12 protein-coding genes are annotated in these 11,812 nt (G+C 68.3%); 8 read left to right on the top strand and 4 right to left on the bottom strand.

What is annotated here, in order from left to right; translation table 11 throughout:
* The first annotated feature begins 98 nt into the window (after positions 1 to 98).
* The 3 genes from HG543_RS44895 to hpt are packed head-to-tail and all read left to right on the top strand — an operon-like array spanning position 99 to position 2,128.
* Complete coding sequence (locus HG543_RS44895) at positions 99 to 698, top strand: thymidine kinase (RefSeq protein WP_169351109.1); 600 nt, start codon at positions 99 to 101, stop codon at positions 696 to 698.
* A gap of 59 nt (positions 699 to 757) precedes the next feature.
* A complete protein-coding gene (locus HG543_RS44890; RefSeq protein WP_169351108.1) occupies positions 758 to 1,573 on the top strand; it encodes a uracil phosphoribosyltransferase in 816 nt (271 codons plus the stop codon).
* A 21-nt stretch (positions 1,574 to 1,594) separates the two neighbouring features.
* Positions 1,595 to 2,128, top strand: a complete 534-nt coding sequence (gene hpt, locus HG543_RS44885) for a hypoxanthine phosphoribosyltransferase (RefSeq protein ID WP_169351107.1) — start codon at positions 1,595 to 1,597, stop codon at positions 2,126 to 2,128.
* 63 nt (positions 2,129 to 2,191) lie between these two features.
* Here hpt and HG543_RS44880 read toward each other — a convergent pair whose 3' ends face one another.
* A complete protein-coding gene (locus HG543_RS44880; RefSeq protein WP_169351106.1) occupies positions 2,192 to 2,497 on the bottom strand; it encodes a hypothetical protein in 306 nt (101 codons plus the stop codon).
* A 227-nt stretch (positions 2,498 to 2,724) separates the two neighbouring features.
* Here HG543_RS44880 and aqpZ point away from each other — a divergent pair, with 227 nt between their 5' ends.
* Complete coding sequence (gene aqpZ / locus HG543_RS44875) at positions 2,725 to 3,555, top strand: aquaporin Z (protein ID WP_169351105.1); 831 nt, start codon at positions 2,725 to 2,727, stop codon at positions 3,553 to 3,555.
* A gap of 367 nt (positions 3,556 to 3,922) precedes the next feature.
* A complete protein-coding gene (locus HG543_RS44870; RefSeq protein ID WP_169351104.1) occupies positions 3,923 to 4,555 on the top strand; it encodes a LysE family translocator in 633 nt (210 codons plus the stop codon).
* A gap of 10 nt (positions 4,556 to 4,565) precedes the next feature.
* Here HG543_RS44870 and HG543_RS44865 read toward each other — a convergent pair whose 3' ends face one another.
* Positions 4,566 to 5,213 (bottom strand): hypothetical protein, encoded by a 648-nt coding sequence (locus HG543_RS44865; protein ID WP_169351103.1) that lies wholly within the window; start codon positions 5,211 to 5,213, stop codon positions 4,566 to 4,568.
* Positions 5,214 to 5,374: 161 nt separating this feature from the next.
* On the opposite strand from HG543_RS44865, the gene HG543_RS44860 reads away from it, so the two are divergent.
* The 3 genes from HG543_RS44860 to HG543_RS44850 all read left to right on the top strand — a co-directional run bounded on the left by HG543_RS44860 (position 5,375) and on the right by HG543_RS44850 (position 7,620).
* Positions 5,375 to 5,956 carry a GNAT family N-acetyltransferase gene (locus tag HG543_RS44860; RefSeq protein ID WP_169351102.1) on the top strand — a complete coding sequence of 194 codons (582 nt, stop codon included), beginning with the start codon at positions 5,375 to 5,377 and terminating at the stop codon, positions 5,954 to 5,956.
* A 153-nt stretch (positions 5,957 to 6,109) separates the two neighbouring features.
* A complete protein-coding gene (locus HG543_RS44855; protein WP_169351101.1) occupies positions 6,110 to 6,349 on the top strand; it encodes a DUF2188 domain-containing protein in 240 nt (79 codons plus the stop codon).
* Between the two features lie 308 nt (positions 6,350 to 6,657).
* Positions 6,658 to 7,620, top strand: coding sequence for a hypothetical protein (locus tag HG543_RS44850; RefSeq protein WP_169351100.1), 963 nt, complete (start codon positions 6,658 to 6,660; stop codon positions 7,618 to 7,620).
* A gap of 4 nt (positions 7,621 to 7,624) precedes the next feature.
* Here HG543_RS44850 and HG543_RS44845 read toward each other — a convergent pair whose 3' ends face one another.
* Both HG543_RS44845 and HG543_RS44840 read right to left on the bottom strand, forming a co-directional pair.
* Entirely contained in the window at positions 7,625 to 8,635 is a 1,011-nt protein-coding gene (locus HG543_RS44845) for a ribonucleotide-diphosphate reductase subunit beta (protein ID WP_169351099.1), read from the bottom strand.
* Between the two features lie 75 nt (positions 8,636 to 8,710).
* A complete protein-coding gene (locus HG543_RS44840) occupies positions 8,711 to 11,200 on the bottom strand; it encodes a ribonucleoside-diphosphate reductase subunit alpha (protein WP_169351098.1) in 2,490 nt (829 codons plus the stop codon).
* Between the last annotated feature and the right edge of the window lie 612 nt (positions 11,201 to 11,812).

Genomic DNA, 11,812 nt, shown 5'->3' with positions numbered 1-11,812 from the left:
GGCTTCGGGGCACGGAGCGAGGCCGGTGGAAAGTTGACTCCCATGGGGGCGTGGCAGACGATGCGCGCCCTTCCCGGCCCTTGCCGACCGAGCGTTCCTTGCACCAATTCCCCAAAGATATCGGGTGGATAGAGGTCATCTGCGGCTCGATGTTCTCCGGCAAGACGGAGGAGCTGATCCGCCGCGTCCAGCGGGCCATCTACGGCAAGCAGAAGGTCCAGGTCTTCAAGCCGCGCATCGACAACCGGTACGACGAAACGTCGGTGGTGAGCCACTCGCAGCTCAAGGTGACGAGCACCCCCATCGACCGGGCTGAAGAGATTTTTTACAGGCTGGCGGCGGACACCCAGGTGGTGGGCATCGACGAGGTGCAGTTCTTCGGCCTCGAGGTGGTGGCGGTGGTGGAGGCGCTGGCGAACAAGGGCCTGCGCGTCATCTGCGCCGGGCTGGACCAGGACTACCAGGGGCGGCCCTTCGAGCCGATGCCGCAGTTGATGGCGGTTTCGGAGTATGTGACGAAGGAACTGGCCATCTGCGTGGTGTGTGGGAATCCGGCCAATCGCTCCCAGCGGATTGTTTCGAGCGGGGAGCGCGTGGTGGTGGGAGCGGCGGGGGCGTACGAGCCGCGCTGCCGCAAGTGCCACGTGACGGAGCCCACCGAGGGGACTCCGCCGCAGACGCTGAAGCTGTTCGACTGAGCGGAAGAGCGCGCGTCGTCCGCCCGGCGCGGACCTGAGGGACGCGAGGAGCCGACACCATGCGGGACACCCTGTACGCGAACGTTCCCTTCCAGCTGAACGAGATGACGCACCACTATGGGCCGCACGTCCATCTGGTGGGCAATCCGTTCCTGCTCTCGCAACTGGCGACGCTGTGCTCCAAGGGCGTCATCCAGCCGCAAATCAACCGGCTGGTGGAGCAGCTCTACGCGGACCTGGTGAAGACGGTGGTGAACGCCGAGTTCCCCCGGAAGATGGTGAGCCTGCCGACGCGGATGATTGATTACACGCCGAACGGGCTCTACCAGGGCGAGGTCATCGACCCGCAGGTGCGGGTGGTGACGGTGAACATCGCCCGGGCGGGCACGCTGCCGTCTCAGGTGACGTACGACTTGATGAACACCACGGTGGACCCGTCGCTGGTGCGGCAGGACCACATCATCATGAGCCGCATGATTGGCGAGTCGCAGGCGGTGGTGGGCTCGGAGATTGGCGGCGCGAAGATTGGCGGCGACGTGGACGACGCCTTCGTGCTCTTCCCGGACCCCATGGGGGCGACGGGGGGCAGCCTGTCCACGGCGATTACGCTCTACAAGACGAAGGTGCCGGGGCGGCCCCGGCGCATCATCACCCTGAACCTCATCGTCACGCCGGAGTACCTGCGGCGGATGACGAAGGACCACCCGGACGTCATCATCTACGCGCTCCGGCTGGACAGGGGCATGTCCCCGCCGGAGGTGTTCGGCACGGAGCCGGGCGCGCTCTGGGAGAAGGAGCGGGGGCTGGATGACCGGCAGTACATCGTCCCCGGTGGTGGCGGCTTCGGGGAGATCATGAACAACGCCTACGTTTGACAGCGAGCAGCGGAGGAGCCCTTGGCGTTCTATGAGCAGCAGGTCGGCGTCCTGATTTCCGAGGACGCGGTGCAGAAGCGGGTGCGGGAGCTGGCCGCGGAAATCACGCGCGATTACGCGGGCAAGGACCTGACGATCATCTGCGTGCTGAAGGGCTCGGTGTTCTTCGCCATGGACCTGGCGAAGGCCATCGACCTGCCGGTGAAGCTCGAGTTCCTGGGCGTGTCCAGCTACCAGGGCGGCACGGAGACGACGGGCGAGGTGCGCATCACCACCGACGTGTCCAAGCCCATGGCGGGCAAGCACCTGCTCGTCATCGAGGACATCATCGACACCGGGCTCACCATGCAGTTCCTGCTGGAGAACCTGCGCGCCCGGCACCCGGCGTCCCTGAAGCTGTGCTCGCTGCTGGAGAAGCCGGCGCGGGCCCGGACGAAGGTGGACATCGACTACAAGGGCTTCGTCATCGACGACCACTTCGTCGTCGGCTACGGCCTGGACTACGCCGAGGTGTACCGGAACCTGCCGTTCATCGGCGTGATGAAGGGCAAGTAGTCGCGGAAGTGGGCCTGGGTGGCGCGCCGGCCGTGTGGAGACGGCGCGTCCGGGCCCTGTGTCTCAGTAGATGGGGCAGTTGAAGTCCGACGTGCCCGGACAGAAGAACTCCTGGCTGTCGCAGACGACCGAGCAGTTCGTGCGGCCCAGGATGCAGATGGAGTCCGAGGCGCGGCAGCCCACGGAGCCGCCGTAGGGGCAGTCGATGCGGACGGTGTCGCAGGGCGGGATCAACGCCTCGTCACGCGGGCCAGTCGTGAGGGACGCGGTGTCCTGTGTCGGGTCCGCGGGCGGCGGGCTCTCCGGCTGCGCGGAGGGACCACAGGCGGCGAGCAGCAGGACGGCGAGCAGACGGACTGCGTTCTTCATGTGAGGACCTCGAGTTGGGAGGCGTGGGAGCGTCTTCCCCGGGCGGCCTGCCGTCAACGGCCTTCAGGGAGGCAGGGCGCCGAGGGCTTCTCGCGGATACCGCATGGGTGGCGATATCTGTTGCCACCGGGTTGCGCGTGCGCAGCGTCTGTCATGGGACTGCTTGTGACGTGAGGCGCGCCGGCCGTGGGCAGCCGCGGCGTGGGCCTCGCGAAGAGAGGCTGCGCATGCCTGCATCCATGGTGAACTCCGCTCCGGTCCGGGCCGGTGGCGAAGAGGCGCTCCGGAAGTACGTGGCGGAGCTGGTGGGGACCTTCGTGCTGGTGCTGGGAGGTGTCGGGGCGGCCGTGCTGGCGGGAGAGCGCATCGGCTTTCTGGGCGTGTCGCTCGCGTTCGGGCTGTCGCTGCTGGCGATGGTGTACACGGTGGGGCCCATCTCCGGCTGCCACGTCAACCCGGCGGTGACGCTGGGCCTGCTGCTCACGGGGAAGATGGAGGGCCGGCACGCGCTCGGCTACGTGGTGGCCCAGTGCGTGGGGGCGATTGCCGCGGCGGGAGTGGTGCTGCTGATTGCCCGGGGTGCGCCGGGAGGCTACTCGGCGGCCGCGGAGGGGCTGGCGTCAAACGGGTTCGGCGCCGCCTCGCCCGAGGGTTATGGCGCGGGCGCGGCCTTCCTCACCGAGGTGGCGCTCACCTTCCTGCTGGTGCTGACGGTGCTGGGGGCCACGGATGCTCGCGCGCCGGTGGGCTTCGCGGGGCTGGCGATTGGTCTGGTGCTGGCGCTCATCCACCTGGTGGGCATTCCGGTGACGAACACATCCGTGAATCCCGCGCGCAGCCTGGGGCCGGCGGTGTTCGTGGGTGGGGCGGCGCTGAGCCAGCTGTGGCTGTTCATCGTGGCACCACTCCTCGGAGGGGCCACCGCCGCGGCCGTGTACCGCACGGTGTTCCGTCCCGTGGCCCCCATCACCGCCACCACGGCCGAGCGTGCGACGGAGCGCGAGCGGCTGGAGCGGATTGAAGGGCAGGCGCGGGCGGACAGCCCGGCGCGCGCCTGAGGAGCCTCGTTGCTCCGCCAGAAGCAGGAAGGGGCCGAAACGCCCGGCGCATGAGGGCGGGCCAGCCCCAGGCTCTGGCGGAATGGAGGTTCCACTCCGCGAGGGCCTGCCTCCCCCCCTGGCCGGCCCTCCTCCGGAGCGGAACCTCCATTCCGCGAGGGCCTGCCTTGCCCCAGGCCGTCTTCGCCCTGCCGCCCACGTCGGGGCGTGGCAGGGCCGTGGAATGAACCCTCGTTCCACGGCCTGCCTCGGGGGAGGAGGACTCCGATGCTTCTCACGGTCCGCGCTCGGGCGTATACGGCGGGTGTGGAACGAGGCCGCGACGTTCCGTACCTTGCTCCGGGTGACTCGGAGTGGAGCCTTCGCCATGCTCTTCGACCCGACCCGCCTCGCCGCGTTCATGCTGGCTGGCATCGCGCTGAACCTCACTCCTGGACCGGACACGATGTACGTGTTGGCCCGGAGCATGGGACAGGGGAGGTCGGCGGGCATTGTCTCCGCATTGGGCATCGCGGCGGGGTGTCTGTTCCACATCGCGGCGGCGGCGCTCGGGCTGTCCGCGCTGCTGGCGACGTCCGCCATGGCCTTCACGGTGGTGAAGTGGGTGGGCGCCATCTACCTCGTGTGGATGGGCGTGCAGATGCTCCGCAGCAAGGCGGGGCCGGAGGCCGTGCAGGGACTCCAGCCCACGAGCCTGTGGCGCATCTTCCGCGATGGCGTCGTCACCAACGTGCTGAACCCGAAGGTGGCGCTGTTCTTCCTCGCGTTCCTGCCGCAGTTCGTGGACCCGGCGCGGGGGGCCACGGGGCTCCAGTTCGTGGTGCTCGGGTTGCTGTTCGATGTGACGGGGACGGTGTGGCTCGTGTTCCTGGCCGGCGCGGCGGGGGCGTTCGGCGGGTGGCTGCGGCGCAACCCTCGCGTGGCGGCGGTGCAGAAGCGCGTCACGGGGGCGGTGTTCGTCGCCCTGGGGGCACGACTGGCGCTGCAGGGGCGCGAGTAGGCGCGAGCCTTCAGAAGAGCGTGGTGAGGACGAGGTACGCGACGTAGCCGGCCCAGGGCAGCACGGCCATGAGGCTCAGCAGGTTGAGCAGGCCGGCCCAGACGGGATAGGCGTTGCGCCAGGGGAGCAGCAGCACCTGGCCACCTGCGAGCATGGGCAGCGGCAGGAGGTTGATCGCGGCCAGCTTCGCGCTCACGAGGCCCCAGGCGCGGAGCAGCTCTCCGTCACGGAGCAGCGCGAGGAAGCGCTCCACGCGGTTGGGGAGGAGGGAGAGCTCGAAGGGGAGGGTGAAGCCGTGGACGAACTGGTGAAGGCCCTCGCTGGCGCCCAGGCAGACCATGGCGATGGCGACCTGGAAGCACCACGGCAGGAGGATGACCGCCGCGTGCATGGGCAGCGAGAGCTGCTGGAGGCGGTTCTTCGGCTGGGCATCCTCCGCGGCTTCGGTGAAGCCAACAGAGCTGGCGAGGGCGATGGGGCGGAAGGACCAGACGATGCCGGCAAGGCGCGTGGATAGCAGCCGGGGTCCGAATCCCAGGTCCACGAGCGTGGGTCGCGCGCCCAGCGTGCTCGCCACCGCCGCCTGGGCCAGGGCCCAGATGGCGTTGACCGCGAAGAAGAGCATCCAGAGCCAGAGGAACGGGGTGACGCGGTCCATGGGATGCGTCACGTTCTAGCACGCCGGGAGGGGCATCTTCGGGCGGGCAGGGCACACTGGAGCAGGGAGGTGCCATGGCCGCTCGTCGGACGACTTCGAAGACTCCTCGTCGAAAGAATGTAGCTCGCAAGAGTGCTGCTCGAAGGAGCGCGAAGCAGCCCATGCCCGCGAATGCGCCGGAGTCAGCGGGGCCGCTCGTCTTTCACGAGGTGGACAAGAAGCGGTGGCCCGACTTCGCGCGGCTGTTCGAGAGTCGCGGCGGTCCCAGCTACTGCTGGTGCATGGCCTGGCGGGCGACACCCGAGGAGGTGAAGCAGCCGGACAGGGCGAGCCGCAAGGCCCAGATGGAGCAACGCGTACGCGCCGGGACTCCCGTGGGCATCCTGGGCTATCTCGACGGTGAGCCCGTGGCATGGTGCTCGATTGCGCCACGAGAGACGTACCGCAAGGGCCTTGGCGGGATGGATGCTCCCGGCGATGCCCCGGGTTCTGTCTGGTCCCTGGCCTGCCTCTTCATCTCGCGCCCGGTTCGTGGGCAGGGCGTGACACGCCAGCTCATCGAGGCGGCCATCGCTCAGGCTCGGGCACGAGGGGCGCGGAGCATCGAGGCGTATCCCGTCGACCCCGAGTCCCCCAGCTATCGCTTCATGGGCTTCGTCGGGACGTTCGAGTCGATGGGCTTTCAGGAAGTGGGGACCGCCGGAAGCCGGCGCCATGTCATGCGGTACGACCTCGCTCCATAGAATGAACGGCGCGGCCTCGTTGCCGCGTCGCGGTCTGGACACTCCTCTGCGACCTCGGAGCATGTTCGCCCGTAGAACCCGCGAAAGGCGTGCGCGTTACCTCCTGCAACCACGTCGTCCGCGCGCATGGGCGGACTTGCAGGAGGCACTCACATGGCGAAGAACACCAGCCGCGGTGGCGGTGTGCACACCACCCCGAATCCGAACGGCGCGGGCTGGATCAACCAGCTGAAGGGCAAGGTGACGAGCACGCACCGGCTCAAGGAGCGCGCCATCGAGGCGGGACGGGATCTGGCCCAGGAGCGCAAGACCGAGCACGTCATCCACAACCTCGACGGCAGCATCCGCCAGAAGAACAGCTACGGGAAGGACCCGAGCCAGTCGAAGGGCTAGCTCCCTCTCGGGGCGACTGTCCGGGTGCGCGGACTGTGGTCGCCTCGGTCTGTCCGGGAGGCCGGGGCGTGGGTGCTGAACCCACGCCCCGGTAGCGTTTCCGGGGGGCATGCCCGTCGTGATCAACTGTGGGCATGAACTCCTCGCCCCTGTGGGCTGCCTTGGTGTTGCTCTCGGGCTGTGCCGCGTCTCCTCGTGTCAGGGCGGCTTCCGATGAAGCTCCGGCTGCCACGCCCGCGACGACGCCCACGGCGCCGCTCGCGTCGAGCGGGGAGCCGGGTTCAACGGCGCCCGCGCGCTATCGGCTGGTGAGCGTCGAGGTCTTCGGCTCCCGTCGTTATTCGCGCGAGGAGCTGCTCGCCGTCTTTGGTGTCCCGGAGGGCCGGGACGTGGACCTGTCGAGTGGCGAGCTCGTGCGGGAGGCGAAGCAGGGCAAGGAGCGCCTCCTGTCGCGCTTTGCCTTCGCGCGGGTCGGCTGCACCATCACCAACCACGAGGACACCCGCACCGTGGAGGTGACGGTGAACCTCGTGGACGTCGGGGACGAGTGGCGCCTCGACTTCGCACCCGCGCCGGACGGTGCACCGGAGGACCCCGCGGGACTGGTCGCCGCCTGGGCCTCCTACGAAGAGCAGGCCGGAGCGTTGTACCGCGCGGGGCAGTTGCCCATCGGGGACGGCCCTTGCCGGGCCTTCCACTGTGGTGGGACGGGCTTCGGCCATCCCACGCTCGCGCCCCTGGAAGAGCGCTTCGTCACCGGCGTGCCCGCCCACTTCGAGGCGCTCGTGCGGGTGCTGCGCACCGAGAAGGATGAGCACCGCCGCTCGCTGGTGCCGTTCCTGCTGGCCTATGGACGGACCCGCGAAGAGGTCGCGGAGGCGCTCCTTCCCTCCCTGAGGGATTCGAGCGCGGCGGTGCGCAACAACGCGATGCGCGTCCTCTGGCAGACGCAGCGCGGGGCCTCCAAGGCGCTCGTGCCACTCGTGCCCGTGGTGCGCGCGCTGCATGGCCCCTCCGCGACGGACCGCAACAAGGCCTCCGTCCTGCTGGGCGCCGTGGTGGAGAAGGACCCGAGCCTGCGACCCGCCGCCCTGCGAGAGGCCGGACCGGTGCTGCTGCAGATGGTGGCCATGCGGCCGTGGACGGACCGGGAGGGGGCCCTGCTCGCGCTGCGAGCCCTCGCGGGGCGTGACCTGGGGGAGACCCCTGAAGCGTGGAGAGCCTGGGTGGAAGGGGAGGCGGCCAGGATGGAGCCCGGCCGCCAACCCTGATGCGTCAGAACGCCGCGTCGAACACGACGTCCGTCGCCGCGCCCACGCCGACGGCGACCTGGTACGAGGACACGCGGCGCTCGAAGAAGTTCGTGAGCTCCTGCACGTCCTGCAGGTCCATGAAGTGCAGCGGGTTCTTCGTCCGGAAGATGGGCGCCATGCCCAGCATCTGGAGCCGCTGGTCCGCCGTGTACTCCAGGTAGCCGCGCATCTCCTGCACGGACAGGCCCATCACGCCGCCGCTCAGCAGGTCCTGTGCGAACTGCGTCTCGCACTCCACCGCCTCGCGAATCATCGCCACCACGTCGCGCTCCATCTGCGCGTCGAAGAGGTCCGGCTCCTCCTTGCGCGCCACCTGGATGCACTCGAACGCGAACGCCATGTGCGCGCTCTCGTCACGGAACACCCAGTTCGTCCCCGCCGCCAGCCCGTTCAACAGGCCCTTGCTGCGCAGGAAGTACACGTACGCGAAGGCCGCGAAGAAGAAGAGCCCCTCGATGCAGCCCGCGAAGCAGATGAGGTTCAAGAGGAACCGGCGCCGGTCCTCCTTCGTCTTCAGCTCGTTCAGCTCGTGGATGCTGTCCATCCACTTCATGCAGAAGCGCGCCTTGCGCTGGATGGACGGGATGTTGTCCACCGCGGCGAAGGCCTTCGCCCGCTCCGCCGGGTCCGGCACGTACGTGTCCAGCAGCGTCAGGTAGAACTGGACGTGCAGCGCCTCCTCGAAGAGCTGCCGCGACAGGTACATCCGCGCCTCGGGGGCGTTGATGTGCTTGTAGAGGTTCAGCACGAGGTTGTTGCCGACGATGCTGTCACCCGTCGCGAAGAACGCCACCAGCCGGTGGATGAGGTGGCGCTCCGCCTCCGTCATCTTCGCCCGCAGGTCCACCAGGTCCGTGGAGAAGTCCACCTCCTCCACCGTCCAGGTGTTCTTGATGGCGTTCCGGTACATCTCGAAGAACGAGGGGTACGCCATCGGGCGCAGCGTCAGGTTCATTCCAGGGGTCAGCAGCATTTCTTCGGTGCTCCTTGCGCTGCGCGCGCGGGTTCTCGGCGTTCTGCGATGCGTTTCGACTTCAGCGTCGCGGGCCTACTGGCAGGCCTCGCACGCCTCCGGGTTCTCCAGCGAGCAGGCCACCGCCTCGGCCTCCGTGGCCTTGGCCACCGGGGCAGGGGCCGCCGGCGCCGCCGTGGCCGAGCCACCCGCGCCAATCGTGGCCTTCGCGATGCGCGTCGCGGGCCGCGAGCGCAGGTAGTACGTGGTCTTCAGGCCCTTCTGCCACGCGTAGAAGTACATCGAGGAGAGCTTGCCGATGTTCGGCGTCTCCACGAACAGGTTCAGCGACTGGCTCTGGTCGATGAAGGCCCCGCGGTCCGCCGCCATGTCGATGAGCGAGCGCATCGGAATCTCCCAGGCCGTGCGGTACACCGCCCGGAGGTTCTCCGGCAGCTCCGTGATGTCCTGCACGCTGCCCTCGGCCATCTTGATGCGGTTGCGGACGTTCTCGTTCCACAGCCCCAGCGCCTGCAGGTCGCGCACCAGGTAGCGGTTCACCTGGAGGAAGTCGCCCGACAGCGTCTCGCGCTTGAACAGGTTGGACACCTGCGGCTCGATGCACTCGTAGCAGCCGACGATGGAGGCAATCGTCGCCGTGGGCGCAATCGCAATCATCAGCGAGTTGCGCAGGCCGTGCTTCTTGATGCGCTCGCGCAGCGCGTCCCAGCGCGCCGTGTCCTCGGGCACCACGCCCCAGCTATCGAACTGCAGCTCGCCCTTGGCCGCCCGCGTCTCCGCGAAGGCCGGGTGCGCGCCGAACTGCTCGGCCAGCTCGCACGAGGTGGACAGCGCCGCGTAGTAGATCTCCTCGGAGATCTTCTTCGACAGGGCCCGGGCCTCGGGCGCGTCGAACGGCAGCCGCAGCTGGAAGAACACGTCCTGCAGGCCCATCAGCCCCAGGCCCACCGGGCGCCAGCGCATGTTGGACGAGGCCGCCTGCGGGATGGGGTAGTAGTTGAGGTCGATGACCCGGTCCAACTGCTTCAGCGCGAGCTGGGCGTTGGCGCGCAGGCGCTCGAAGTCGAACTTCCCGTCCACCACCATGCGGCCCAGGTTCAGCGAGCCCAGGTTGCACACCGCCGTCTCACCCTGGTTCGTCACCTCCAGGATTTCGGTGCACAGGTTGGACAGGTGGATGACGTTCTGCGGCAGGCCCGTCTGGTTGCTCTTGCGGTTGCTGATGTCCTTGAAGGTCATCCAGCCGTTGCCCGTCTGCGCCAGCGTCTTCATCATCCGGGCGTACAGGTCACGCGCCTTCACCTTGCGCATGGCCAGGCCCTTCGCCTCGGCCTCGGCGTAGGCCTTCTCGAAGTCCTCGCCGTACAGGTCCGTCAGGTGCGGGACGACCTTCGGGTCGAACAGGCTCCACTCGGCGTCCGCCTCCACGCGGCGCATGAAGAGGTCCGGCACCCAGTTGGCCAGGTTCAGGTTGTGCGTGCGGCGGGCCTCGTCACCCGTGTTGTCGCGCAGCTCGAGGAAGTCCTCGATGTCCGCGTGCCAGCTCTCCAGATACACGCAGCACGCGCCCTTGCGCTTGCCGCCCTGGTTCACCGCCGCGACGGAGGCGTCCAGCGTCTTCAGCCAGGGGACGATGCCGTTGGAGTGGCCGTTGGTGGAGCGGATGAGCGAGCCGCGCGCGCGCACCCGGTGGTACGCCACGCCGATGCCGCCGGAGAACTTCGACAGCATCGCGATGTCCGAGTACTTCCGGTAGATGGCCTCCAGCTCGTCCGACGGCGAGTCCAAGAGGAAGCAGCTGGACAGCTGCTCGTGCCGCGTGCCCGAGTTGAAGAGGGTGGGCGAGCTGGGCATGTACTCCAGCGAGCTGAACAGCCGGTACAGCTCGATGGCCTCGCGCGCGTTGTCGCCGCTGAGCGCGCACGCCACGCGCAGGAAGAACTCCTGCGGCGTCTCCAGCACCTCGCGGGTGACCGGGTTCTTCAGGAGGTACCGGTCATAGACGGTGCGCAGGCCGAAGTACTCGAACAGGTCGTTGCGCGACGGGTCGATGGCCGCGTTGAGCTTGCGCGCGTTGGCCTGGACGAACTGGAGCAGCCGGTCCGCGATGAGGCCGTGCTTGTGGCCCGCGGCGATGGACTGGCTGAAGGAGTGGATCTCCTGGTTGCTGACCTCCTTCTGGATGAAGGCGGACAAGAGGCGCGCGGAGAGCCGGCCGTACTCGGGCTCCTCGGCGATGAGGGCCGCGGCCGTCTGGATGGAGAGGCTGTCCAGCTCGCGCGTGGTGGCGCCGTCATACAGGCCGGAGATGGTCTTCGTGGCCACCCGCATCACGTCCACGCGGGGCAGGCCCACGCAGCAGCGGCCCACCGCGCGGACAATCTTGTTGAGGTCCACCGGCTCCGTGCCGCCGTTGCGCTTGCGCACGCGCATCGTGGTGGAGGTGAACTCGGCCGGAGCGGCTTCCGCGGCCACCGGCGCGGGAGTCACGGACGCCACGGCGTGGCCGTTGGTCGCGGGCGGAACGTGCATGTTGGCGGGCTTCACAGGCGTTTCGAAGTTCACGAGCGGCTCACTCCGGACAAAGGCGTGGCCCTGGGCAGACACACCGGCTCTGCCCCGGGGGGACGGCGCCCCAGGTCACGCTACTGGAAAAGTGTTCAGGTGGGGCCCGTCCTGGAGGTGAACGGGCCTACGGTCTGACGACGACCAGAAATCTACGTCGATGTATGAGGCAGAAGGCTGCTGTACGCAAGATTCCCACAACCCCTCCTCATCCCCAGGTCACGGCGTCGTCTCTGGTGGGGCGCCATCGACCAGCCACAAGCTATGGGGGGGTACCTGCACTGTCAACGCGAGATCTAGTGCTTGGGTGGGCTCGATCATTGCAATCTATGATCGATCTCCAACACCCTTCGTCACGTTCTCCTCACGACACTCGGTGAGAAGCTCAGGGACGCGCTGTATGGGCCTTGTGGAATCCAACCTGATTGGAGGGGAAATGCCCCCAAATCAGGGGGTGGGGCCGGCGTCCGGAGCGGCCGGAACCGGGGCGTACTCGGGCTCCTCGGCGATGAGGGCCGCGGCCGTCTGGATGGAGAGGCTGTCCAGCTCGCGCGTGGTGGCGCCGTCATACAGGCCGGAGATGGTCTTCGTGGCCACCCGCATCACGTCCAC

Origin of the sequence: Pyxidicoccus fallax, from assembly GCF_012933655.1 — a bacterium.
GTDB lineage: Bacteria > Myxococcota > Myxococcia > Myxococcales > Myxococcaceae > Myxococcus > Myxococcus fallax.
Note: the sequence above shows the minus strand (reverse complement) of the source record. Positions and strands in the feature narration are given on the sequence as shown.

What these genes read in the sequence shown, in the direction of transcription:
- HG543_RS44890 (WP_169351108.1), top strand. Translation starts at nt 758, where the DNA reads ATGCGGGACACCCTGTACGCGAACGTTCCCTTCCAGCTGAACGAGATG.
- HG543_RS44880 (WP_169351106.1), bottom strand. Translation starts at nt 2,497, where the DNA reads ATGAAGAACGCAGTCCGTCTGCTCGCCGTCCTGCTGCTCGCCGCCTGT.
- aqpZ (WP_169351105.1), top strand. Translation starts at nt 2,725, where the DNA reads ATGCCTGCATCCATGGTGAACTCCGCTCCGGTCCGGGCCGGTGGCGAA.
- HG543_RS44870 (WP_169351104.1), top strand. Translation starts at nt 3,923, where the DNA reads ATGCTCTTCGACCCGACCCGCCTCGCCGCGTTCATGCTGGCTGGCATC.
- HG543_RS44865 (WP_169351103.1), bottom strand. Translation starts at nt 5,213, where the DNA reads ATGGACCGCGTCACCCCGTTCCTCTGGCTCTGGATGCTCTTCTTCGCG.
- HG543_RS44860 (WP_169351102.1), top strand. Translation starts at nt 5,375, where the DNA reads ATGCCCGCGAATGCGCCGGAGTCAGCGGGGCCGCTCGTCTTTCACGAG.
- HG543_RS44855 (WP_169351101.1), top strand. Translation starts at nt 6,110, where the DNA reads ATGGCGAAGAACACCAGCCGCGGTGGCGGTGTGCACACCACCCCGAAT.
- HG543_RS44845 (WP_169351099.1), bottom strand. Translation starts at nt 8,635, where the DNA reads ATGCTGCTGACCCCTGGAATGAACCTGACGCTGCGCCCGATGGCGTAC.